The organism is Microbacterium pullorum, from assembly GCF_014836535.1.
Taxonomy (GTDB): Bacteria; Actinomycetota; Actinomycetes; order Actinomycetales; family Microbacteriaceae; genus Microbacterium; species Microbacterium pullorum.
In genome coordinates, this window is the sequence record NZ_JACSQP010000002.1 from 157,878 (window position 1) to 179,110 (window position 21,233).

Sequence of the window (21,233 nt, forward strand, 5' to 3'; positions counted from 1 at the left end):
CCGCAGCGCTCGTCTGTCAATACCCGCTCGGGCGCTCCGGCGGCGCGATAGCGTGACCACATGCGCGCCTACCTCCTCCGCTCCGGACTGCTCACCGCGATCACCGGCGGCATCACGCTGCTCCGAGGCCTCCGCAACGACGAACCGTTCACGTGGCGCACGGCGCTGGCCTGGCTCAGCTGGGGCATCACCCTGGCGCTGGCGATCGGCGCCGTCGTCGACACGCGCCGCGCCAAGCGCGGTCACCTCGTCGCCGGGGACTCCCCCGCCTCGGGAAAGCAGCAGCAGAAGCTGCTCACGCAGCGTCTGAAGAAGTCCGCCTGAACTCAGCGAGTGAGGATCAGCGCGTCACCCTGACCGCCGCCGCCGCACAGTGCCACCGCGGCGGTGCCACTGCCGCGGCGCATCAGCTCGTGCACCGCGTGCACCACGAGGCGGTTGCCGCTGGCGCCGATCGGGTGGCCGATCGCGATGCCGCCGCCGTGGATGTTGACGACGTCTTCGCTCAGCCCGAGTTCGGCCTGCGACTGCGCCACGACCGCCCCGAACGCCTCGTTGATCTCGACGACGTCGAGGGCGGATGCCGCGATGCCCTGCTTCCCGAGTGCCTGCTCGATCGCGCGCGCGGGCTGGGAGTGCAGCGAGTTGTCGGGGCCGGCGACCTGACCTGAGGCGCCGACGACCGCCAGCACCTCCCAGCCCTGATCATCGGCGTGGCTGCGCGTGGTGAGCACCACCGCCGACGCGCCGTCGGAGATCTGCGACGCGTTGCCCGCGGTTATCGTGCCGTCGGTCGCGAACGCGGGGCGGAGCTTCGCGAGCGTCTCGGTCGTCGTCTCCGCGCGCACGCCTTCGTCGCGGGTGACCAGCACCGGCTCACCGCGGCGCTGAGGCACGGGCACCGGCACGATCTCGTCGTCGAAGATGCCGGCCTGTTGCGCCGCGGCGGCGCGCTGGTGCGAGAGCGCGGCCACGTGGTCCTGCGCCTCCCGCGTGATGCCGAGCGGGCCGTTGTGCCGCTCGGTCGATGCGCCCATGCTCTCGCGGTCGTAGGCGTCGGTCAGTCCATCGTGGGCCATGTGATCGAGCACCTCAACGCTGCCGTAGGTCCAGCCGTCGCGGGAGCCCATCAGCAGGTGCGGCGCCTGCGTCATCGACTCCATGCCGGCGGCGACGACCACGCGGGCATCGCCGGTGAGGATCATGCGCTTCGCGTCGATGATCGCCGACAGACCCGACAGGCACACCTTGTTGACCGAGGCGGCCGGCACGGCCCAGCCGAGTCCGGCACCGATCGCGGCCTGGCGTGCGGGGTTCTGACCGGCGCCCGCGGGCAGCACCTGCCCGACGACCACGGCGTCGACGGCATCCGCCGCGATCCCTCCCCGCTCGAGCGCCCCGCGAATGGCGATGGCGCCGAGTTCTGCGGCGCTGAGGGTGGCGAGCTGCCCCTTCAGCCGACCCTGCGGCGTGCGTGCGGCGGCGACGATGACGACGTCTTCGTGGTTCATGCTTCCACCCTAGGAGTGCAGGCGACGATGAGCGGCGGCTGCGTCGCGGCGACGATCTCGGCGACCGTGACGCCCGGCGCGGTCTCGACCAGCACGAGGCCGGCGTCGGTCACGTCGATGACGGCCAGGTCGGTGATGATGCGGTCGACGACGCCTCGCCCGGTCAGCGGCAGCGAGCATTCGTCGACGATCTTGGGTGAGCCGTCACGGGCGACGTGCTCCATCAGCACGATGACCCGCGCGGCCCCGTGCACGAGGTCCATGGCTCCGCCGGGCCCTTTCACCATCTTTCCGGGGATCATCCAGTTCGCCAGGTCCCCGGTGCGCGACACCTGCATGGCGCCCAGGATCGCGGCGTCGATCTTGCCGCCGCGGATCATGCCGAAGCTCAGCGCGGAATCGAAGTACGCCGCCCCCGGCAGCACCGTGACCGTCTCCTTTCCGGCGTTGATGAGATCGGCATCCACCTCGTCTTCGGTCGGATACGGACCGACCCCGAGGATGCCGTTCTCGGACTGCAGCACGACCGTCACGTCTGCGGGCACATGGTTGGGCACGAGTGTGGGCAGCCCGATGCCGAGGTTCACGTACGATCCGTCGGTCAGTTCCCGGGCCGCGCGGGCGGCCATCTCATCGCGGGTCAGCGCCACGACCTCACTGCCCTTCTGCCGTGCGCACGGTGCGTCGCTCGATGCGCTTGGTGATGCCGGTGCCGACCGTCACGATGCGGTGCACGTAGATGCCCGGCAGGTGCACGTCGTCGGGATCGATTTCGCCCGGCTGCACCAGTTCTTCGACCTGCGCGATGCAGACACGCCCGGCCATCGCGGCGAGCGGATTGAAATTGCGGGCAGCCTTGTGGAAGACCAGGTTGCCGTGGGTGTCACCGCGTGCGGCGTGCACGAGCGCGAAGTCGGTGATGATCGCCTCTTCCAGCACGTACGGCAGCGCCGTGCCGGTGGTCTCGAACGTGCGCACGTCCTTCGCGGGGGATGCTGCGGCGACCCCGCCCGCGCCGTCGTAACGGCGCGGCAGCCCGCCTTCGGCGACCTGGGTACCGACGCCGGTCTGCGTGTAGAACGCGGCGATGCCCGCGCCCCCGGCACGCAGTTTCTCGGCCAGCGTGCCCTGCGGGGTGAGTTCGAGTTCCAGTTCGCCGCTGAGGAACCGGCGCTCGAACTCCTTGTTCTCGCCCACGTACGACGACGTCATCTTGCGGATGCGCCGGGCGTTCAGCAGCACGCCGAGACCCCAGTCGTCGACGCCGCAGTTGTTGGAGACGACGGAGAGGTCGCGGGTGCCCTGCGCGAGCAGCGCGTCGATGAGGGCGATCGGGTTGCCGGACAGCCCGAATCCCCCCACCGCCAGCGACGCTCCGTCGGGGATGTCGGCGACGGCTTCAGCTGCCGACGGGATGGTCTTGTCGATCACGCGCACTCCTTTGTGGGCCACGGGTCCTCCCAGCCTGCGGGGGTGCGCTGCCGGCGGCCACCGCACCATTGCCATGTGGGCACGTGACGCCATAGCGTCCACTATGTGGACACATCACCGCGCGCGGCGGTCGCCGGCGCCCAGACCGTGGCACGCGCGGCGCGGCTCCTGCGCCTCGTCACTTCTGCGGGAGCCGACGGCGCCGCCCTGCAGCGGCTGGCCCACGACGCCGACCTCTCGCGTTCGACGGCGCATCGCCTGCTCAGCGCGCTGCGGGCCGAGGGCCTGGTCGATCAAGACGCCGATTCGGCGAGGTGGATGCCGGGTCCGGAGCTGTTCCTGATGGGTTCGGTGGCAGCAGCGCGCTACGACATCACCGACATCGCTCGCGACATCGTGCGCTCCCTCGCGATCACGACCGAAGAGAGTGCGTTCCTCTCGGTGCGCCGCGGCGACGAGACGGTGTGCCTGCTGCGTGAAGAGGGCGCCTTCCCCATCCGGTCGTTCGTGCTGAGCGAGGGGGTGCGCTTTCCGCTGGGTGTGGCATCCGCAGGGCTCGCGATTCTGGCGTTCCTGCCCGACGACGACGTCGAGGCGTACCTGTCACGGCACTCGGATCTGCCGGCGCGGTTCGGTTCGCGCCACGCGGCCGCCGCCATGCGCACACGCCTGGCCGACACCCGCGACCGTGGGTACGCGGTGAACCCCGGGCTCATCGTCGAGGGATCCTGGGGCATGGGTGCAGCGGTGTTCGACCGCGCCGGCCGCCCGGAATGGGCGCTCAGCCTCACCGGTGTGCAGTTCCGCTTCTCCCCCGACCGGCTGCCGACGCTCGGGCGCACGCTCCTCGCCCACGCCCATCAGCTGTCGTCGCGCATCGCGGCTTCCCGCCCCTGAGAACGGGGAAAAGAGAAAGGCCCCGCACCACTGGCGAGAGTGTGCGGGGCCTATCCGTGCACCCCCTGGGACTCGAACCCAGAACCCACTGATTAAGAGTCAGTTGCTCTGCCGATTGAGCTAGAGGTGCGTAATTCGGATGACCCGAACCGAGGGACAACGTTACCATCACGACACCGGTATTCGCCAATCGAGGCAGACGCACGCCGGTATCGTTGGGTACGTGCCCCTCACCCCTCCCTCCCCCTGGCTTGCGCCGTTCGAGGGGGATCTGGCCGCCGACCTGGCCCTTGCCCGACGCCTGGCCGATGCTGCGGATGCCGTCTCGATGGCCAGATTCGATGCCGCCGATCTCGAGATCGACGTGAAGGCGGATTCCTCGCACGTGACGGAGGCGGACCTCGCCACCGAACGCGTCATTCGCGGCCTGCTCGAGAGCGAGCGACCCGACGACGGAATCCTCGGCGAGGAGTTCGGAACGAGCGGCGACTCCCGCCGCCAGTGGATCATCGATCCGATCGACGGCACGGCGAACTATCTCAAGGGCATCCCGATGTGGACGACCCTCATCGCGCTCGCGATCGACGGGGTGCCGCGCGTCGGCGTCGCCAGCCAGCCGGCGATCGGCCGGCGCTGGTGGGCCGCCACCGGTCTCGGGGCGTGGACGAACGCCCCCGCGGGTGGTCACCGCCGCCTCGCTGTGTCGGGGGTCGACTCGATCGCCGAAGCCAGCGCCAGCTTCCAGAGCATCACCCAGTGGGACGACGCCGGCCACATCGACCCGCTGCTGCGTCTCACCCGCGCCGTCTGGCGTGACCGCGGCTATGGCGACGCCTGGCCGTACATGCTGCTGGCCGAGGGGCGGTTGGAGTTCGTGGCCGAATTCGACGTGAAGCCGTACGACATCGCCGCGCTCGTGCCCATCATCACCGAAGCCGGGGGGCGGTTCACGTCGTTCGACGGCAACGACTCGATCTCCGAGCTGTCCGCGCTTGCGACCAACGGCATCCTCCACGACGATTTCCTCCGCCTGCTCCACTCCCCCGCCTGACCCCCGACCCCGACGGAACCCCCCGATGCCTTCGCCGCGCCTTCGCCGCCCCGCTGCCGCCACCGCCCTCCTCTTCACCGCCGCCCTCGTGTTCACCGCGTGCGCGACGCCGGAACCCGAGGTCCCCAGCGGCACCCCCGCTCCCACGGTGGGGTCGGCGGACACGTCGTCCCCCACCGCCACACCCGAGCCGGAGAAGACCTCCGAGCCGGTCGCGGCCCCCGACTGCTCCGCCCTGATCTCCCCCGCCACCGTCGAGGGGTTCGAGTCACTGGGATGGACCTCCCGCGAAGAACCGTTCGCGATCGGGGCGGCCGCGGTGCCCGACGGCATCCAATGCCAGTGGGCCGACTTCGCCGTTCCCGGTGGTCCGATGCAGATCTTCGGCTGGGCGCCGATCGACGCCAAGGATGCCCAGGATGCCCAGGAGGAACTGCTCTCGGCCGGGTGGGTGCGCGAGAACGGCGACGCCGGGGTCTACATCAGCGAGAGCCCGCAGATGGCGCTTGCGACCGATGCCGAGGGCTACGGCATGACCTACCTGTTCGGCGACGGCTGGGTGACGCTCGCCGACACCAAGCAGAGCCTGCTGCTGATCGAGAATCCCGTCGGCTGAACGCGAGGGCGCGCGTGAGCGCGCGCTTGTCAACCCGGGTGCGGCGGTCCCGCCGCGCGGCGTACGTTGGCTCTTCCGATCGAGGGAGTCACACATGAACCGCGACGCATCGGGCGCGCAGAGCGCCGAAGGCGAAGACGGCACCACCAAGCCCGGCGGGCTCGGTCAGGACGGGACGATCCCCGCAGACCCCGACGGGGTCGCCGCCGGTGTCACCGATGAGGGATCGACCTTCGAACCCGAAGAGGACGAACAGGCCTGACGACCGCCGCGAGGTGGAGATGACGAAGCCCTCGGCCGCGTGCCGGGGGCTTCGTGCGTGGTCGGCGATTCCGTCGCGTTCGCCCGCTGTGTGCATGGCGGCGTTCGGCGATGATCAGGACGAAGCCCGCGCCAGCACGGCGAGTTCTCGCTGCATCGCCGAGGCGATGGTGCTTCCGGACACCGCCGCGGCGTCGAAATGCACGCTGCAGAACACGCCCCCCGCGTAGGAGACCGCAGCGACGCCGACGCGCACGTTGCCGGCGATCACCCCGACCGGCCACACCGCCTCGACCGGCGCGCCGGCAAGCCGGAGCGCCTCGGTCGGCCCGACGACGTTGGTGAGGAATCCCGCGACCAGGTGTTGATGACGAGCGAGTCGGTCGAGCAGCCCGGCAGCCAGCGGCCCGCGCATCAACTCCAGCGTGCCCTGCGTTCGTGCCTGGGTGAGCTCCCGCCGGGTCTGACCCGCGATCCGCTCCAGTCGCTCCGCCGGTGACATCGAGCCCAACGGCACCCGAACGAGCATCACGCCGACCTGATTGGCCGCCGCGCCACGCCGCGGCAGGGCGACGGGGACCGACACCGGCAACTCGGCGGGGACGGGTTCTCCGGCGGAGACGAGCGCAGCCCGCAATCCGCAGGCCATCGCCGCCAGCAGCGCGTCGTTGACGGTCGCCCCACTCTCCCGGGCAGCCTTCTGCAGCGCGGACAGATCGGTGTGCACGAACGCCACCCCGTGCGACACGCTGCGGCGGCCGACGAGCACCGTCTTCGGAACCGAGTCGGCATGGATCATGCGAACGGTACGCCGCACGCCCCCGAGGAACCCTCTTCCCGCCCGGATCGGGCGAGGTTTCTCGTCCGGGGGTCGACGTGAGACCGGCGGGGCCGCCGCGGCATCGTCATCGCCCAGGAGCCGGCGTGCGAGGTCGATCGCGGCGATGCCGTCTGCGATCGAGTGATGAACACGCAGCACGAAAGCCGCCCGTCCCGCTTCGAAGGGTGCGACGAGCAGTTCCCACAGCGGCCGTTGCCGGGGAAGGGGTACGGCCATGAGATGACCGCACCAGGTCTCGAGGTCACGGCGATCACTCAGTGGCGGTGCGGATCGGACATGCTCGCGCAGATCCGGCGTGGCCGCGACCCAGACGTGCCGACGACCCCTCCTCGAGACGACTCTCCGGCGCAGCGCCGGGATCTGCGCGATCCGCTGTCCGAGCGTGGCGCGCAGGCGGGTGATGTCCAGCTTGCCGTCGTCGCCGAGGAAGCCGCCCGCACTCAGCAGCCCCGCGGCGAGGAACACGTTCACCTGGCCGGGATGGTCCAGCACCAGATTGGCCTCATCGACCGCCGGAAGAACAGTGCCGATCGACGCCGGCCTCACGGGTGTCCCGCCACGACAGGCGGATCGACGGCGGTGCCCTCAGCCACGGGCGCCCCGTCGGGGCGCCACGGCCGTTGGCGGGCGAACTCCAGCAGCTGCGCGCCCAACCCGAAGAAGACCATGGCGAGCCAGACCAGGATGTTGAGCCAGGGGATCTGCAGCGCCACGATGAGGATGAGCCCGCCCACGAGCGCCTTCACCACCGCGTGCACCGGGCCGCGGAAGATGAGTCGGCCGAGGTAGAACGCGCTGTAGATGAACGTCGCCAGCGTCAGGACGAGCCACACCAGCAGGCCGGCCAACCCCAGCGGCGCGCCGACCACCGTGATCAGCAGCATCACCAGCACGAGCGGGACGGTGATGGATGCCACGAACCCCACCAGCAGGGCTTTCCACGGCGCCGGCACGAGGTGATCGGTCACCCGCGTCAACCAACGCGGAATCAGCAGGCCCGCCAGCAGCATGACCAGGCTCAGCGCAACCAGCGCGTAGAGCACGCCCACCAGCCACCCGGCGAACAGCAGCCAGGGCGACAGCTCGGCGCGCTCCCGTTGGGGCGGGGCGATCCGTTCGGACGCCCCGGCCACGGCGCCGTCGGCGATGGCCGCCTCATTGTCGCTGTAGTAGGTCACATCACCGCCCACCGACCCGTCGATGGAGAGCCTGTTGACGCTGAGGAACACGTCCCGCCCGATGTCCCCGCCGATCGAGACGTCGGCCGCCGCCCCGACGAGGTCACCGCCCAGAGCGCCGGCATCGGAGAGCGTGATGGTCGCGGCGAACACGGTGCCGCTTCGCGTCACCTGCCCACTGATCGTGACGTCCTGCCCCGCCAGGCGCACGTCTCCGTCGACCGTCCCCGTGATGGTGATGGTCTGGGCTGCGGCGATGACGTCGCCGGTGACGTCCCCGCTGATCGTGATCGTCTGCCCCGCGGCGTAGACGTCGCCCACGACGTCGTCTGAGACCTCGACGAGCACGCCGCTGAAGAACTGTGGCCCTTCACCGTCATCGGCGATCACGGCCGGCCCGGGTGCGGCCACCGCTGCGCCCCCCGACGCGATACCGAGGATGCCGAGCCCCAGCGCCAGGGCTATGAGCGCCCTGACGCGCTTCACGCGCTTCACGCGCTTCATCGATGGTTTCGCAGCAGTAGGCATGGGCGCAGTCTGCGCGCTGCCTGGGAGCGGGCGCGGGCCTTAAGTCCCTGCGCGATCGTCACGCAAGGAACCGTGGGACCTTCGTCCCGCTGGGCGGCGCGTCGAGCGCCCACAGTATGTCCCAGGCGGCACCGGGGAGGACGAGATGACCGAGCGCGGCAGGACTGTGCAGATCACTGACAGCAGCGGCGTATGGGGGTCGTTCTTTCTCTTGGCCTACATCGGTGCCGCCATCTACTTCGTCTCGCGGTCGGGCGGCGGGTTCTGGCAGGTGGTGCTCGGGTTGCTGCAGGCTGCCGTGTGGCCCGTTTACCTGACGTACCTCGTCCTCGAGGCGCTGGGTGCCTGACGGAGCTGACTGGCCATCTGGATCATCCCGGTGGGTGAAGGGGGGAAGACATGGTGACTTCGCACGACGATGTCATCACCGTTCTCAGCGAGGATCAGTGCTGGGATCTTCTCGCTCGCGGTGAACTCGGGCATCTCGCCGTTTCCGCGCAGGGGCAACCGGAGATCCTGCCGGTCAATTACGTCGTCGACGGTCCCCGGATCCTGTTCAGAACGGCACCGGGTTCGAAACTCAGTCAGCTCACCGCCAACAGGCGCGTCGCATTCGAAGTGGATGAGCACGACGACTCCTTCGCCGCGAGCGTCGTGGTGAAGGGCAACGCGCGTCGCATCGAGTTGCAGCGGGAGATCGACGAGGCAGACGCCCTCATGCTGGTGTCGTGGATCCCCACGCTCAAGTATCGATGGGTCAGCATCTCGCCGACGATGATCAGCGGTCGGCGCTTCGCGCGGTCACCTGAACCCGACCGTTACGTCGCCTCGGCAGACGATTCCTGAACGGCCTCGATGTTGGCATCGACATCGCGCGCCTCGAGGGTCCGATCGTTGCGCCGCGGAGTGCTTCGTCCATGTCGACGATGACAGGGCTCTCCCCGGGCGAGGTCTCCGAGCGAATGCGCCGCTTCGGACCGAACGTCGTCGCGCGGCGCGCGAAAGTCCCGCCTTGGCGCCTGTTCCTGCACCAGCTCACCCATCTGCTGGCCGTCCTGCTCTGGGTCGCGGCTGGGCTTGCGCTTCTTGCCGGAACGGTCCCGCTGGCCATCGCCATCGTGGTGATCGTGGTGCTGAACGCCACCTTCGCCTTCGCCCAGGAGTTCCGGGCCGACCGCTCGGCCGAGCGCCTGCGCGACCTTCTGCCGGCGTCGACGCGCGTGATCCGCGGCGGTGTCGAGTGCGAGATCCCCGCGGCCGACCTCGTACCGCAGGATCTCGTCGTCCTGAGTGCGGGTGACCGCGTCGCGGCTGATCTCGAGGTCATCGACGCCGACGACCTCGAACTGGACGAGTCGATGGTCACCGGAGAGAGCATGCCCGTGCCCCGTGTCGCCGGCGACGCGCTGCTCGGCGGAACATTCGTCGTTCAAGGCGAGGCACGCGCGGTCGTCGCCAGCACGGGCGCACAGACGGCACTGGCTGCGATCGATCGGCTGAGCGCGTCGGCGACGCGTCCCCCGTCGCCCCTCACACTCCAGCTCAACCGGGTCGTCCGCGTCGTCGCCCTCATCGCAGGCGCAACCGGCGTGCTGCTCGGCGCAGCGGCCCTCGTGCTCGGCCTGCCCGTGACGGATGCGTTCATCTTCGCCGTCGGCGTGGCCGTCGCCCTGGTGCCGGAAGGACTGCTGCCCACCGTCACCCTGTCGTTGGCGCGGGGTGCGGAGCAGATGGCCGAGAGCAACGCACTCGTGCGTCGTCTGGATGCCGTGGAGACGCTGGGCGCCACGACGTTCATCTGCACGGACAAGACCGGGACGTTGACGCAGAACCGGATGAACGTCGTTTCGGTCGTCACCGTGCAGGGCACGGTCGATATCGCCGGAGATGGCTACGATCCCGTCGCCTCTGTGATCGGTCCCCCCGAGGCGACGGACCTCGTGGGCGGCATCGCAGCGGCGGCGCTGCGATGCGTGACGGGTCGCGCGGTGGCACAGGGCACGCAGTGGGTCGCGCAGGGCGATCCCCTGGACGCCGCGATCCACGCCCTCGTGCTGCGCACCGGGGGCGCAGCGGAGCCGGCGGGAGACCGCACCCCCTACACTGCGGACCGGATGATCAGCTCCTCGCTGGATGGCGCGATCGTGTCCGTGCTCGGCGCCCCGGAATCCGTCTTCAGCCGATGCGAATCGGTATCGCAGGAGATGAGGGACGAACTGGGTCGCCTCTCTGGTGAGGGGCTCAGGATTCTCGCGGTGGCGTCGCGCGAGTGGGACGGGGCGATGGCCGCAGAGGGGGAACACGGACTCGCGCTGCGCGGTCTCCTCGCCATCCAGGATCCGCCGCGACCCGGCGTCGAAGCCGCGCTGCACACCTGCCGCGAGGCGGGAATCCGCATCGCGATGCTCACCGGCGACCATCCCCGCACCGCAGCGGCGATCGCGCGTCAAGTCGGGCTGCTCGGCCCGCGGGGTGTCGTCCTCGACGGCCCCAGCCTCCCCGCCGACGACACCGCTCTCGCCGACGCCATCGATCATGACGACGGGGTGGTGGTTGCGCGGGCCACCCCGGCTGACAAGTTCCGCATCGCCCGCGCCCTGCGCGGTCATGGACACGTCGTGGCGATGACCGGCGACGGTGTGAACGACGCGCCTGCCCTTCGCGAAGCCGACGTCGGCATAGCGATGGGTGCCAACGGCAGCGACGTCGCGAGGGAAGCAGCGGATGCTGTGCTCCTCGATGACCATTTCGCCACCATCGTGGTGGCGATCGCGTTGGGACGCGCGACGGTTCAGAATGTGCGGCGCTTCCTGACCTACCACCTCACCGACAATGTCGCCGAACTCGCGCCGTTCGCCGTGTGGGCGCTGTCCGGCGGCGCTGTGCCCCTCGCGATCGGGGTCTTGCAGGTGCTCGCCCTCGACATCGCGAGCGACATGCTTCCCGCACTGGCGCTGGGCGCGGAGCCCGCACGCGCCGAAGCCATGAGCGGGCGGCGACGACGCGGCGTGGTGGACCGCCCGCTCCTCCTGCGCGCGTTTCTCGTTCTGGGGCCGACGGAGGCGGTCATCGCGATGAGCGGGTTCCTCGTCGTCCTGATCGCTGGTGGGTGGTCGCTGGGCGAACTTCCCGATGCGGCGCTGCTGTCAGCGGCATCCGGCACCGCCTTTGCCGCGATCGTGCTGGGCCAGGCCGCGAACGCCTACGCGTGCCGCAGCGCGCGCCGGCCGGTGTGGCGGGTTCCGCTGCGCGGCAATCCCCTCGTGACGTACGCCGTTCTCGCCCAGCTCGTCCTCCTGCTCATCTTCTTGGCCGTGCCGTTCATGGCCGAGTTGCTGGGCGGCACCTGGCCGCCGCCGCTCGGCTGGGGGATTGCCCTCACGGCGGTCCCCGCGATCGTGGGTGTGGACGGCCTCGCGAAGCATCTGGCTCGCCGCAGGGCCGCCCGCGGCGCAGGCTGACCCTGGCGTGGATGGGCCCTCGCACCTAACCTGACAGCGGAGCATCAGCGGAGGTGACGCATGGCCGGCGACGGCATCTTGTCATTCCCCGACAGTCCCCGCACCAGCCTGGATGACGCCATCACGAAACTTCTGACCCAAGCTGACGTCGTCATGCGCACCCAAGGTCGGTTGCGGTCGCTGTTACAGGCGAATCAGACGGTCGTGGAGCAGATCGAACTGTCCGAGGTATTGCGACGAGCAGTCCTCGCCGCGACCGAACTGGTTGACGCGGAGTACGGCGCCCTGGGTGTCCTCGCCCCGGAAAGGGACGGGCTCGAGCGGTTCATCACCGTCGGCATGACGAGCGAAGAGGCGGCCGCTGTCGGGCACCTCTCCGCGTGCGACGAGGTGCTGCACGCCCTCATCGCCGATCCGAGCCCCGTTCGGCTGACGGACGTGTCCCGTCATGCGTACGTTTCAGGCGATTCCCCACCGCTGCCCGCGAGGACGTCTGCGTTGGCTGTGCCGATCCGCATCCGGGGGGAGGTCTTCGGCACCTTCTACCTGACGAGCAGCCGCGATGACGCGTTCACCGACGAGGACGAACAGCTCTTGAGCGCGCTCGCGGCGACGTCGGGGTTCGCTATCGACAATGCGCGGTTGTTCGCCGACACCGAGGCGCGCCGGCGGTGGGCGACGGCGGCCGCCGACCTGGTGCCGGCGCTGGCATCGATGCCCCTCACGACATCGTTCGACCTCATCGCCACGCGCGTCTTCCACGTCGCGGACGCGACGAGCGTCGCCGTCCTGCTCTTGGGCGGCGATGGGGAGAATCTGCGGGTCGCCGCGTTCAGAGGCGCAGGAGAGGCCACCCGACTCGGCGCGGTCGTCAGCCCGACGTCGCCGGTGTTCGACGGCCGTCTGGACGATGCCTCTCCGCACGCCTTCGGGCGGCGCGTGGCGGAGGATACGGACGGGCTGCTCGTCGACGACGGCGGCTTCGTCGGTCCTTCTGCGGTGATCCCCCTGCGTCACGAAACCCGGCTGTGGGGGCTGCTCACCCTCGCGCGTCGGCCCGACCAGCCGCGGTTCTCAGCGGCGGAGATGGAAGGGGCGGGAGACCTCGCGTCGCAAGCCAGTTACGCCCTCGAATTGGCCAGGGCCAGAGAGGACGGGCAGCGAGCCCTCCTCGCGGACGACCGCCGTCGTATCGCGCGCGACCTGCACGACCACGTCATCCAGCAGCTCTTCGGCGCCGGGCTCGGGCTGCAGAGCGTGTCCGGCCGACTGGGCCCGGGCGCGGAGACGAACACCATCCACGACGCCATCGACCAGATCGACGAGGCGATCACTCAGATCCGTACCGTCGTCTTCGCTTTGTCGCAGCGCGATGAGACCTCGCTGCGCCATCAGCTCTTGGACGTACTGGGTGAACTCTCCGCCGAGACGAGGCGGCCACCGGCGATCCGCTTCACGGGGCCGGTGGACCACCTCGTGCGCGGCGACCTGGGTACAGACGTCGTCGCTGCCGCGCGTGAGCTGCTGAGCAACGCGATCAAGCATGCCGATGCCACCCACATCTCCATCGAGGTGGCGGTGGCGGAGGGTGTCGTCTCCGTCGTGGTGGCCGACGACGGGGCGGGGATGGGGTCCGGTGGCCACCGGCGGGGCCTGGTCAACCTCGAGGAGCGCGCGCTGGGCCACGGCGGTGCCTTCGATGTGCAGAGCAGCCGGTCCGGCACGACAGCCACCTGGACCGCGCGGACGACGAGCCCCGCAGCAGGTGGGCACGGAGACCGCGGATGATCGAGGTGTTCCTCGTGGACGACCACGAAGTGGTGCGACGTGGTCTTGCAGGACTCATCCACGCGCAACCCGACATGCGCGTGTGCGGGGAAGCCGCGACTGCTCGGCAGGCCCTGGGCCGGATCCAAGCGACGACACCGCACGTCGCGGTGCTCGACGTGCGGCTGCCGGATGGCAGTGGCATCGATGTGTGTCGCCGGGTGCGGTCGTCTCTGCCTCAGGTGGCCTGCCTCATCTTGACGGCCTATGACGACGACACCGCCGTCTCCGCAGCCGTCCTGGCGGGCGCGGCCGGATACGTGCTGAAAGATGTCGGCGGTTCGAAGCTGGTCGACGCCATCCGCATCGTCGCCGCCGGCCGGAGCCTTCTGGATTCCCGGACCGTCGCGGCCGCGAAGCTTCGCGTGCGGCAGAGCATCGACGACGATCCGCGTTTGGGATCGCTCGGGCTGCGGGAGCGGCAGATCCTGCGCCTCATCGCCGACGGATTGACGAACCGCCAGATCGGCGAGCACCTCGGGCTGGCCGAGAAGACGGTGAAGAACTACGTGTCCTCGCTGTTGACCAAGCTGGGTCTCGAGCGTCGCTCGCAGGCGGCGGTGTTCCAGCTGGCCCATGGCGCACCGTCTGACGCGCGCGACCGCCTCACATGAGCGGGGGTGCGGACAGGCGGCGAGCGCGAACCGGGTTGGCCGCGCTGCGACGGGCCCGCTCAGAGGGTTGTCGCGTCCTCGGGGCCCGCCGGCACGACGCACACCGGACAATCCGCGCGCCACAGGATGTCCTGCACGATCGATCCGAGCAGAGCGAACGACAGCGGCCCCCGGCGGTGCGTTCCGAGCACCAGCATGGAGGAGTGTCCCGAGAACGAGAGCAGCGCGGCTGACGGGGTGTCACGGACGAGCTCGCTGAGTATCTCCATCGTCACCGCCTGGGGAGCAAGACGTTCGGCGGCGTTGTCGAGGATCCGCCGATGACGCGCGGGTTCCTCGTTCGTCGTGCCCAGCGCTGTCGCAGAGCCGCGGGCGACGGGTGTCGGCATGAGCCACGAGTGCACGAGACGCAGCCCGGTCGAGGTGAGTCGGGCTTGCCTCGACGCGAACTCGAGAGCCGGTTGCCGAGGGGAGTCATCGACGATCCCCACCGTCACCGGGTCGCCCCCCTCTGTCCAGTCGGCGGGCACCAGACACACCGCTGCTTCCACATCGGCGACCAGCTGCCAGGGGACCCAGCCGGCGAGGGCGGCACGCAGAGGGTGACCGGTGTCGAGTCCGGCGACCACGAGGTCCGCTCCCTGCGCGAGGTGCGCGAGGGTCTCCACCGCTCCTCCCCCGCTGCGCCCCGACGGCTGGACGACTTCCACGATGTCGACGGCGGTGGGCACGAGAGCGGCACGCGCGGTAGCCCAGTGCAGCGCCGCGACGGACGCCGGACTCCCGTCGAAACCCACTACCACGCGCTCCATGAGGCCTCCTGACGCGGTCCCTCTCGTCTGCGGCTCACGGTGCGAGGTGCAGCTGGCGCCGGTGCGGGCGGAGCGGTCACACCCGCTCGGTGACCGCCGCGAGCTCCAGCCAGGTGGGAACGATGGCATCCGCGTTGAGCGACATCGACTGGATGCCGCGGTCGATCAGCCATCGGGCGAGATCGAGATGATCCGACGGCCCCTGGCCGCAGATTCCCACATACTTGCCGAGCCGGTTGCAGGCATCGATCGCCATCCCGAGGAGCGCGAGGACCGCGCCGTCGCGTTCGTCGAAGGAGGCCGCGACCAACTCGCTGTCCCGGTCGACGCCGAGCGTCAGCTGTGTGAGGTCGTTGGATCCGATCGAGAATCCGTCGAAGTGCTCGAGGAACAGGTCGGCGAGAAGCGCGTTGGACGGGATCTCGCACATCATCATCACCTCGAGTCCGTTGACGCCCCGACGCAGGCCGTGCGCCGCCATCGCATCAATGGTCTGCGTCGCCTCCGAAACGGTGCGCACGAACGGCACCATGACCTCGAGGTTCGTCAACCCCATCTCGTCACGCACGTACCGAAGCGCCTCGCATTCCATGGCGAAGCACTCGGCGAAGCTCGGGGTGGTGTAGCGGGACGCGCCACGCCATCCGAGCATCGGGTTCTCCTCCTCGGGCTCGAAGAGATCGCCCCCGAGCAGGCCGGCGTACTCGTTGCTCTTGAAATCACTGAGCCTGACGATCACCGGCTTCGGGCCGAACGCGGCCGCGATCGTTGCGACGCCTTCGATGATGCGGTGCACGAAAAAGTCCCGGGGCGACGGATATGCCGCCGTTCGCGCCAACACCTCGGCTCGCACCTCTTCGGGCAGGCTCGTGACGTCGGCGAGCGCGCGCGGGTGGATCCCGATCATTGTGTTGATGATGAACTCGAGACGGGCCAAGCCCACACCGTGGTTCGGCAGACGCGCGAGAGAGTAAGCCTGGTCGGGGATGGCGACGTTCAGCATGAGCTGTGCGGGCGGCTCCGGCATGGACTGCACGTCGGTTTCGACAACCTCGAAGCGTCGCGCTCCTTCGTAGATGTGGCCATCGTCGCCTTCGGCGCACGACACCGTCACCGTCGCACCGTCGGCGACGACGAGGGTCGCGTTCCCCGCTCCGACCACCGCGGGAATGCCGAGCTCGCGAGCGACGATCGCAGCGTGGCAGGTGCGGCCGCCGTGATCGGTGACGATCGCCGAGGCCTTGCGCATGATCGGCTCCCAGTCCGGATCGGTTCTCTCCGCGACCAGCACGTCGCCCTCCTGAAAGGACGACATGCCGGCCAGATCATGGAGGACGCGAGCAGTGCCGATGCCGACTCCGTTGCCGACGGCACGCCCCGTCGCCAACGGCTCACCGCTGTCGTCGAGCGTGAAGTGCTTCAGCGCGCCGCCGGTGCGACGCGCGACCGTCGTTTCGGGTCTGGCCTGAACGATGAACAGCTCCCCGGTGACCCCGTCCTTGGCCCATTCGATATCCATCTGTCGGCCATAGTGCGCCTCGATCTTGAGCCCCTGGCGCGCCAGCTCCTGCACATCCGCATCGCTCAGACTGAACCGGGCTCGATCCGCGTTCGGCACATCGACGGTGATGGTGCTGGAGCCGACGTCGGTGGTGTCACCGAAACGCAGGGCGATCTTCTTCGCACCGACTTCCCGTTTGACGATGGCGGGGCGTCCGCACAGGAGAGCCGGCTTGTACACGCAGAACTCGTCGGGATCCACCGCGCCCTGTACGACTGTCTCCCCCAGGCCGTAGGCACTCGTGACCAGCACGACCTGGTCGAACCCCGATTCGGTGTCGACGGTGAACATCACGCCGGAAGAGCCCACATCGGAGCGCACCATCCGTTGGATTCCGGCGGAGATGGCAACCGCTTCGTCCGCGAAGCCGTGCTGAGCGCGGTAGACGATGGCCCTGTCGGTGAACAGGGACGCGTAGACGTTGCGGATCGCATCGAGGATGCTGTCGACACCGGCGATGTGCAGGTACGTTTCCTGCTGGCCGGCGAAGGAGGCATCAGGCAGGTCTTCGGCGGTCGCCGACGACCGCACCGCCCACGTCACCTCGGGATCGGGCTGCGCCGCGACGAGCGCGACATGCGCCATGCGAATCTGTTCGGCCAGATCCGCCGGAAAGGGCTGTCGCCGCACCCACCCCCGGATCTCCTCGCCCGCCTCGGTGAGGGCGGCGACATCCTCCCTGTCCAGCCCCCCGAGCCGTTCACGGATACGCATGTGCAGCCGGTCATGCTGCAAGAACACACGATAGGCGTCCGCTGTGGTGGCATATCCGTCTGGCACGTGGACTCCCGCAGTCGCCAACTGCGACACCATCTCCCCCAGCGAGGCGTTCTTCCCCCCCACTCTCGGGAGGTCCGTCATGGAGATGTCACGAAAAGCGAGCACGAAGTTCACGGGGTTCCTCTCACCGATGAGATGTCGCGCAGGCATCGAGCGACCATCGCATCCACCCTCGCGCGGCCGAAGGCTGCGTGCCGGGTCGAAAGTCCCGCGCCTGCGACGGGCCGATGACAGCCGCGATCCTCACGGCCGGTCGGCACGCCGTGGCGGGAAATGCGGGATCGCGATGGGTTTGGCGCCCGCAGATGCCGGGCGTGCTTCCCCCGACGAAACGGGAGCGCGCTCGGTGTACCGGGGCTGCCTGAAATCGGGGTCGGCGTCGGAGGGCCGTCTGCGGAATCGGCGACCGGTGATGGTCGCGGGTACCAGTTGGATGATGCTCTGCTTGGGCGTCGGGTGAAAGGATACGAGGACGCGATGTCCGAGATCTTCGAGCGCCGTTCCTGTTTCCCACCGCTGGGCGGTTCCGCGCACGACCACGCTCCACCGGAATGTGACGCTTTCCCCGTCGACCTCGAACGCTGCAGCGGGGTGCGCCGCGATGTCATCGAGCTTCGAGCCGGGCCCGGACCGGATGAACACCGAGCCGTCGAGGACGAGGAAGTTCACCGGGAAGACGTCTGGCGCCCCATCGACTCCGTCCACGGCCATGCGGCCCAGCTTCTGGGCTTCGAGCAGCCGCCAGCACTCCGCGATGGACAGCTTCTCCACGGTCGGTCGGCTGCGGTCATCCCCCGGTGGATGAGGGTTGGCATCGTTGGGCATGTCTTACCGTCACTCGGTCTCGATGTCGACGTTCGACGAGTCTTCACGCGCTCGTCGACGAAGCTGCTTCTGGCGCGCGCACTCTCAGCACAGCGTGTCGCAGGGCAGATGCACGGGACGAACGTCCCGCCGATCCTGCACTCCGGCGCGACGGTCTCGCCCGACCGTTGCGCTCTGCTCTTCCGCCGTGACGACGCCGGGTGGACCATGGGCAGATGGCTCTGGGGATGGACGAATGGTCGATGTCGCAGCTCGGGTCGCTGCGCTGGGCGGAGGCACGTCGGCGGGTGCGGGCGAGAGCGGCCGGAGAGACGATCGCCGATTCGATGTCGGCGCGGCTGGTGTGGGAGCCGCACCGGGTCGTGCCCTCCTACGCCGTTCCGATCGCGCACTTCCAGGTGCCGCTGACCGATCCGCGCGCGATCAGCCCGGTCGCGCCGCCCCGGCCGTGGCTCGACCCCGACGACGCCTTCGCGATGCACACGACGCCCGGCACGGCGTGGACCCTGCTCACTGCGGGCGGGCCTCTCGTCGATGCCGCGTTCACGCTGGACGATCCCGATCTCGCCGACTTCGCCATCATCGATTGGGCCGCGATGGCGGAGTGGATCGAGGAGCAGCAGGTCGTCGTCGCACACCCGCACGATCCGTTCCAGCGGATCGACTGCCTGCGCTCCGACCGTCACGTCGTGGTGTCGGTGGGAGACGTGGTGCTCGCCGACTCGCGGCATCCCATCCTGCTGCTCGAGACACATCTCCCGCCGCGGTGGTACCTGCCGCCCGACGACGTGCGCCTGGAACGTCTGGAGCCCTCGCCCACCTCCACCGTCTGCGCGTACAAGGGTCAGGCGTCCTACTTCTCGGCGCGGGTCCACGGCACTGTGATCCAGGATGCGGCGTGGACCTACCGTCATCCGCTCCACGACGGTGGACCGGTGCGCGAGATGATCTGCTTCTACGACGACCGCGTGAGCGTGCGGGTGGGCTGACCGGATGCCGGCGGTCAGTGCGCGTCCACGGGCGCGGGGACCGGCTCGTGGGGGCAGGCCTCGAGGATGCGCGCGATCGCGTCGTGCTCGGCCTGGGTCACCCACAGCCCGTAGACCGCTTTGACCGCGACCTGCCGGGCGACGTACGCGCACCGGAACGTCGTGTTCACCGGCAGCCAGGTGGCCGCGTCGCCGTCGCCCTTCTCCGCGTTGGCCCGGCCCTCGACTGCGAGGAGGTTCAGCGGATCGTTCGCGAACGAGGTGCGCTGTTCGGCGGTGAGCTGCTGGGCTCCCTTCTGCCAGGCATCCGACAGCGCCACGACGTGGTCGATCTGCACCTCGGCCGAGGTGTCCTGGCCGCGCACGAACGGGATGGTCTGCCCCGTGAACGGGTCGAGCAGCGTGCCGCTGACGACCTTGCACGGTCCCGCGAGCGTCGCTTGGGTGAGGTCGCGGGCGAGGATGTCGTTGCGGGTGTCACAGCCGTTGCGGTCGACGTCGGCCCAGCGCTGCCCGAACTCGTCACGGTCGTATCCCGTCTGCGGCGCACGGCCCTTCACCTGCAGGGTCGCCAGCACCTCCCGCGCTGTCTGCCCGGCGACATCCGCCGGATCTGACGGGGTGAGGACGGTCTCGATGGGCGGCGTCAGCGAAAGGTCCCCGTCGGCGACCGAGAGCGTCGGCACCACCATCACGCCGATGCCGAGAGCGACGGCGGCGACGAGACCCCACATCCAGACGACGGTGGAGCGCAGGCGCGCGCGAGGGGGCTGAGACACGATGAGGCATCCTTCGGGCGGATGAGGGCGAGCACGGGGCTCGGACGTCGGGACGGCGGGCGAGCGGCGATTCGGTTCGCGGGGGCGGCTCCGCCGGAACGCTCAGCCTATCGGCCGGCCCAGACAGCGGCAGCGTGCCCCGCCACGAGTCAGGCGAGGACGCCCCGCGATGCCTAATCCCCCGCTAGCGTGCGACCCGCACGCGGCGCTCCTCGAAGCCGACGACGTCGCCGATCTGCAGCTGCCGGCCACGACGGCGATCGACCTCGCCGTTGACCGTGACGAAGCCGTCGATGATGGCTTCTTTCACATCGCCCCCACTGTCGAGGACGCTGGCGAACTTGAGGAACTGACCGAGCCTGATGGACTCGCCACCGATCGAGACGTCTTCGATCGCACCCGGATTGCTCATTCCTCAAGGTTAGGCGACCGGCGACGCGCCGGCAGGTCGATGCTTCTCGGGTGTGACCATCATGGGTCTTGACTCGGCACTTCTATTTTGAAAGCATCTGCCGCATGAGCCTCTTCATCACCTGCCCGGTCGAGAGCGTCGACCGGGCGACTGCCTTCTACTCCGCGCTCGGCTGGACGCTCAATGCTGAGATGTCCGACCACAATGTGTCGTGCTTCGCGATCGCGCCCGAGCAGTACGTCATGCTCGGCAGCCGCGAGATGTATGCCGCCGTCGGCGGCGTCGACGATCTCATCGGCGGGCCCGACACCCCCTCGAAGGTCACGGTCTCGTTCGACCTCGGTAGCCGCGAGGCCGTCGACGACCTCGTCGACCGCGCGGGGGCCGCCGGCGGCCGCATCGGCGACACCGACGACTACCCCTTCATGTATCAGCGCCAGTTCGACGACCCCGACGGCTACCACTACTCGCCGTTCTGGATGAAGCCGGATGCCGATCCATCCGCGTGAACGACCTCGCCGCAGCCCTCGACATCGTCGGAGCACGGTGGGCGCTGCTCATCGTGGAGCGCCTGCTCCACGGGCCGCAGCGCTACGGAGATCTGCAGCGCGACCTCGACGTGGGCACGAACGTGCTCGCCACCCGTCTTCGCGAACTCGAGTCAGCGGGCGTGCTCACCCGCCTCCCCCTCAAGCACAACACCCGGGCCTACGCACTGACCGATCGCGGATTCGCCCTGCGCGAGGCGATCGTCGCTCTCGAACGCTGGGGCGCCGACAGTCCGCCATGACGCTCGGCACATGCCACCCATGCCGGAACACAGAAAAGAGGCTCAGGATCCGCAGATCTGCGCGGGTCC

23 protein-coding genes and 1 tRNA gene are annotated in these 21,233 nt (G+C 69.3%); 13 read left to right on the top strand and 11 right to left on the bottom strand.

Going from position 1 to position 21,233, the window contains the following annotated elements:
* Window positions 1–60: 60 nt before the first annotated feature.
* Entirely contained in the window at window positions 61–324 is a 264-nt protein-coding gene (locus tag H9651_RS03360) for a hypothetical protein (RefSeq protein WP_191717695.1), read from the top strand.
* A 2-nt stretch (window positions 325–326) separates the two neighbouring features.
* On the opposite strand, the gene H9651_RS03365 is transcribed toward H9651_RS03360, so the two are convergent.
* Genes H9651_RS03365 through H9651_RS03375 form a run of 3 tightly spaced genes read right to left on the bottom strand, consistent with a single transcriptional unit; the run spans window position 327 to window position 2,942 of the window.
* Entirely contained in the window at window positions 327–1,511 is a 1,185-nt protein-coding gene (locus H9651_RS03365; protein WP_191717696.1) for an acetyl-CoA C-acetyltransferase, read from the bottom strand.
* Complete coding sequence (locus H9651_RS03370) at window positions 1,508–2,161, bottom strand: CoA transferase subunit B (protein ID WP_318244741.1); 654 nt, start codon at window positions 2,159–2,161, stop codon at window positions 1,508–1,510. The genes H9651_RS03365 and H9651_RS03370 overlap by 4 nt, the downstream gene beginning before the upstream one ends.
* A gap of 4 nt (window positions 2,162–2,165) precedes the next feature.
* Entirely contained in the window at window positions 2,166–2,942 is a 777-nt protein-coding gene (locus H9651_RS03375) for a CoA transferase subunit A (RefSeq protein ID WP_191717697.1), read from the bottom strand.
* A 105-nt stretch (window positions 2,943–3,047) separates the two neighbouring features.
* Here H9651_RS03375 and H9651_RS03380 point away from each other — a divergent pair, with 105 nt between their 5' ends.
* A complete protein-coding gene (locus H9651_RS03380) occupies window positions 3,048–3,839 on the top strand; it encodes an IclR family transcriptional regulator (RefSeq protein WP_191717698.1) in 792 nt (263 codons plus the stop codon).
* Window positions 3,840–3,896: 57 nt separating this feature from the next.
* On the opposite strand, the gene H9651_RS03385 is transcribed toward H9651_RS03380, so the two are convergent.
* A tRNA-Lys gene (locus H9651_RS03385) sits at window positions 3,897–3,969 on the bottom strand.
* A 93-nt stretch (window positions 3,970–4,062) separates the two neighbouring features.
* Between H9651_RS03385 and H9651_RS03390 the strand changes: the two genes are divergently transcribed.
* The 3 genes from H9651_RS03390 (at window position 4,063) to H9651_RS03400 (ending at window position 5,768) form a co-directional block, all read left to right on the top strand.
* Window positions 4,063–4,890, top strand: a complete 828-nt coding sequence (locus H9651_RS03390) for an inositol monophosphatase family protein (RefSeq protein ID WP_318244742.1) — start codon at window positions 4,063–4,065, stop codon at window positions 4,888–4,890.
* Between the two features lie 25 nt (window positions 4,891–4,915).
* Window positions 4,916–5,506, top strand: a complete 591-nt coding sequence (locus H9651_RS03395) for a hypothetical protein (protein WP_191717700.1) — start codon at window positions 4,916–4,918, stop codon at window positions 5,504–5,506.
* Window positions 5,507–5,600: 94 nt separating this feature from the next.
* On the top strand, window positions 5,601–5,768 hold the full coding sequence (locus H9651_RS03400; protein WP_191717701.1) for a hypothetical protein: 168 nt from the start codon (window positions 5,601–5,603) through the stop codon (window positions 5,766–5,768).
* A gap of 114 nt (window positions 5,769–5,882) precedes the next feature.
* Here the strand turns inward: H9651_RS03400 and H9651_RS03405 are convergent, their stop codons facing one another.
* Both H9651_RS03405 and H9651_RS03410 read right to left on the bottom strand, forming a co-directional pair.
* On the bottom strand, window positions 5,883–7,100 hold the full coding sequence (locus tag H9651_RS03405) for a wax ester/triacylglycerol synthase domain-containing protein (RefSeq protein WP_191717702.1): 1,218 nt from the start codon (window positions 7,098–7,100) through the stop codon (window positions 5,883–5,885).
* Between the two features lie 50 nt (window positions 7,101–7,150).
* Entirely contained in the window at window positions 7,151–8,314 is a 1,164-nt protein-coding gene (locus tag H9651_RS03410; protein WP_191717703.1) for a polymer-forming cytoskeletal protein, read from the bottom strand.
* A 166-nt stretch (window positions 8,315–8,480) separates the two neighbouring features.
* Here H9651_RS03410 and H9651_RS03415 point away from each other — a divergent pair, with 166 nt between their 5' ends.
* From H9651_RS03415 to H9651_RS03435, 5 genes are all read left to right on the top strand, one after another.
* Window positions 8,481–8,663, top strand: a complete 183-nt coding sequence (locus tag H9651_RS03415) for a hypothetical protein (protein ID WP_225216417.1) — start codon at window positions 8,481–8,483, stop codon at window positions 8,661–8,663.
* Between the two features lie 50 nt (window positions 8,664–8,713).
* Window positions 8,714–9,160, top strand: a complete 447-nt coding sequence (locus H9651_RS03420) for a pyridoxamine 5'-phosphate oxidase family protein (protein ID WP_191717705.1) — start codon at window positions 8,714–8,716, stop codon at window positions 9,158–9,160.
* Window positions 9,161–9,231: 71 nt separating this feature from the next.
* On the top strand, window positions 9,232–11,775 hold the full coding sequence (locus H9651_RS03425; protein WP_191717706.1) for a cation-translocating P-type ATPase: 2,544 nt from the start codon (window positions 9,232–9,234) through the stop codon (window positions 11,773–11,775).
* A gap of 204 nt (window positions 11,776–11,979) precedes the next feature.
* Window positions 11,980–13,563, top strand: a complete 1,584-nt coding sequence (locus H9651_RS03430; RefSeq protein ID WP_318244743.1) for a sensor histidine kinase — start codon at window positions 11,980–11,982, stop codon at window positions 13,561–13,563.
* The gene (locus H9651_RS03435; protein WP_191717708.1) at window positions 13,560–14,216 is read left to right on the top strand and encodes a response regulator; all 657 of its coding nucleotides are present in this window, start codon (window positions 13,560–13,562) and stop codon (window positions 14,214–14,216) included. Before H9651_RS03430 ends, H9651_RS03435 begins: the two co-directional genes overlap by 4 nt.
* A gap of 59 nt (window positions 14,217–14,275) precedes the next feature.
* On the opposite strand, the gene H9651_RS03440 is transcribed toward H9651_RS03435, so the two are convergent.
* From H9651_RS03440 to H9651_RS03450, 3 genes are all read right to left on the bottom strand, one after another.
* Window positions 14,276–15,028, bottom strand: a complete 753-nt coding sequence (locus H9651_RS03440; RefSeq protein WP_191717709.1) for a universal stress protein — start codon at window positions 15,026–15,028, stop codon at window positions 14,276–14,278.
* A 76-nt stretch (window positions 15,029–15,104) separates the two neighbouring features.
* Window positions 15,105–17,483: a phosphoenolpyruvate synthase gene (gene ppsA, locus H9651_RS03445; protein WP_318244744.1), complete on the bottom strand. Its 2,379-nt coding sequence runs from the start codon at window positions 17,481–17,483 to the stop codon at window positions 15,105–15,107.
* A 129-nt stretch (window positions 17,484–17,612) separates the two neighbouring features.
* Window positions 17,613–18,140, bottom strand: coding sequence for a pyridoxamine 5'-phosphate oxidase family protein (locus H9651_RS03450; RefSeq protein WP_191717711.1), 528 nt, complete (start codon window positions 18,138–18,140; stop codon window positions 17,613–17,615).
* 281 nt (window positions 18,141–18,421) lie between these two features.
* On the opposite strand from H9651_RS03450, the gene H9651_RS03455 reads away from it, so the two are divergent.
* Window positions 18,422–19,183, top strand: coding sequence for a DUF427 domain-containing protein (locus H9651_RS03455; protein ID WP_225216316.1), 762 nt, complete (start codon window positions 18,422–18,424; stop codon window positions 19,181–19,183).
* A 14-nt stretch (window positions 19,184–19,197) separates the two neighbouring features.
* On the opposite strand, the gene H9651_RS03460 is transcribed toward H9651_RS03455, so the two are convergent.
* Together H9651_RS03460 and H9651_RS03465 are read right to left on the bottom strand one after the other, a co-directional pair.
* Entirely contained in the window at window positions 19,198–19,962 is a 765-nt protein-coding gene (locus tag H9651_RS03460; protein WP_318244745.1) for an HNH endonuclease family protein, read from the bottom strand.
* 184 nt (window positions 19,963–20,146) lie between these two features.
* Window positions 20,147–20,374, bottom strand: a complete 228-nt coding sequence (locus tag H9651_RS03465) for an RNA-binding S4 domain-containing protein (protein ID WP_191717713.1) — start codon at window positions 20,372–20,374, stop codon at window positions 20,147–20,149.
* A gap of 104 nt (window positions 20,375–20,478) precedes the next feature.
* Between H9651_RS03465 and H9651_RS03470 the strand changes: the two genes are divergently transcribed.
* Window positions 20,479–20,883, top strand: coding sequence for a VOC family protein (locus tag H9651_RS03470; protein WP_191717714.1), 405 nt, complete (start codon window positions 20,479–20,481; stop codon window positions 20,881–20,883).
* Complete coding sequence (locus H9651_RS03475; protein ID WP_191717715.1) at window positions 20,880–21,164, top strand: winged helix-turn-helix transcriptional regulator; 285 nt, start codon at window positions 20,880–20,882, stop codon at window positions 21,162–21,164. Before H9651_RS03470 ends, H9651_RS03475 begins: the two co-directional genes overlap by 4 nt.
* Window positions 21,165–21,233 lie beyond the last annotated feature (69 nt).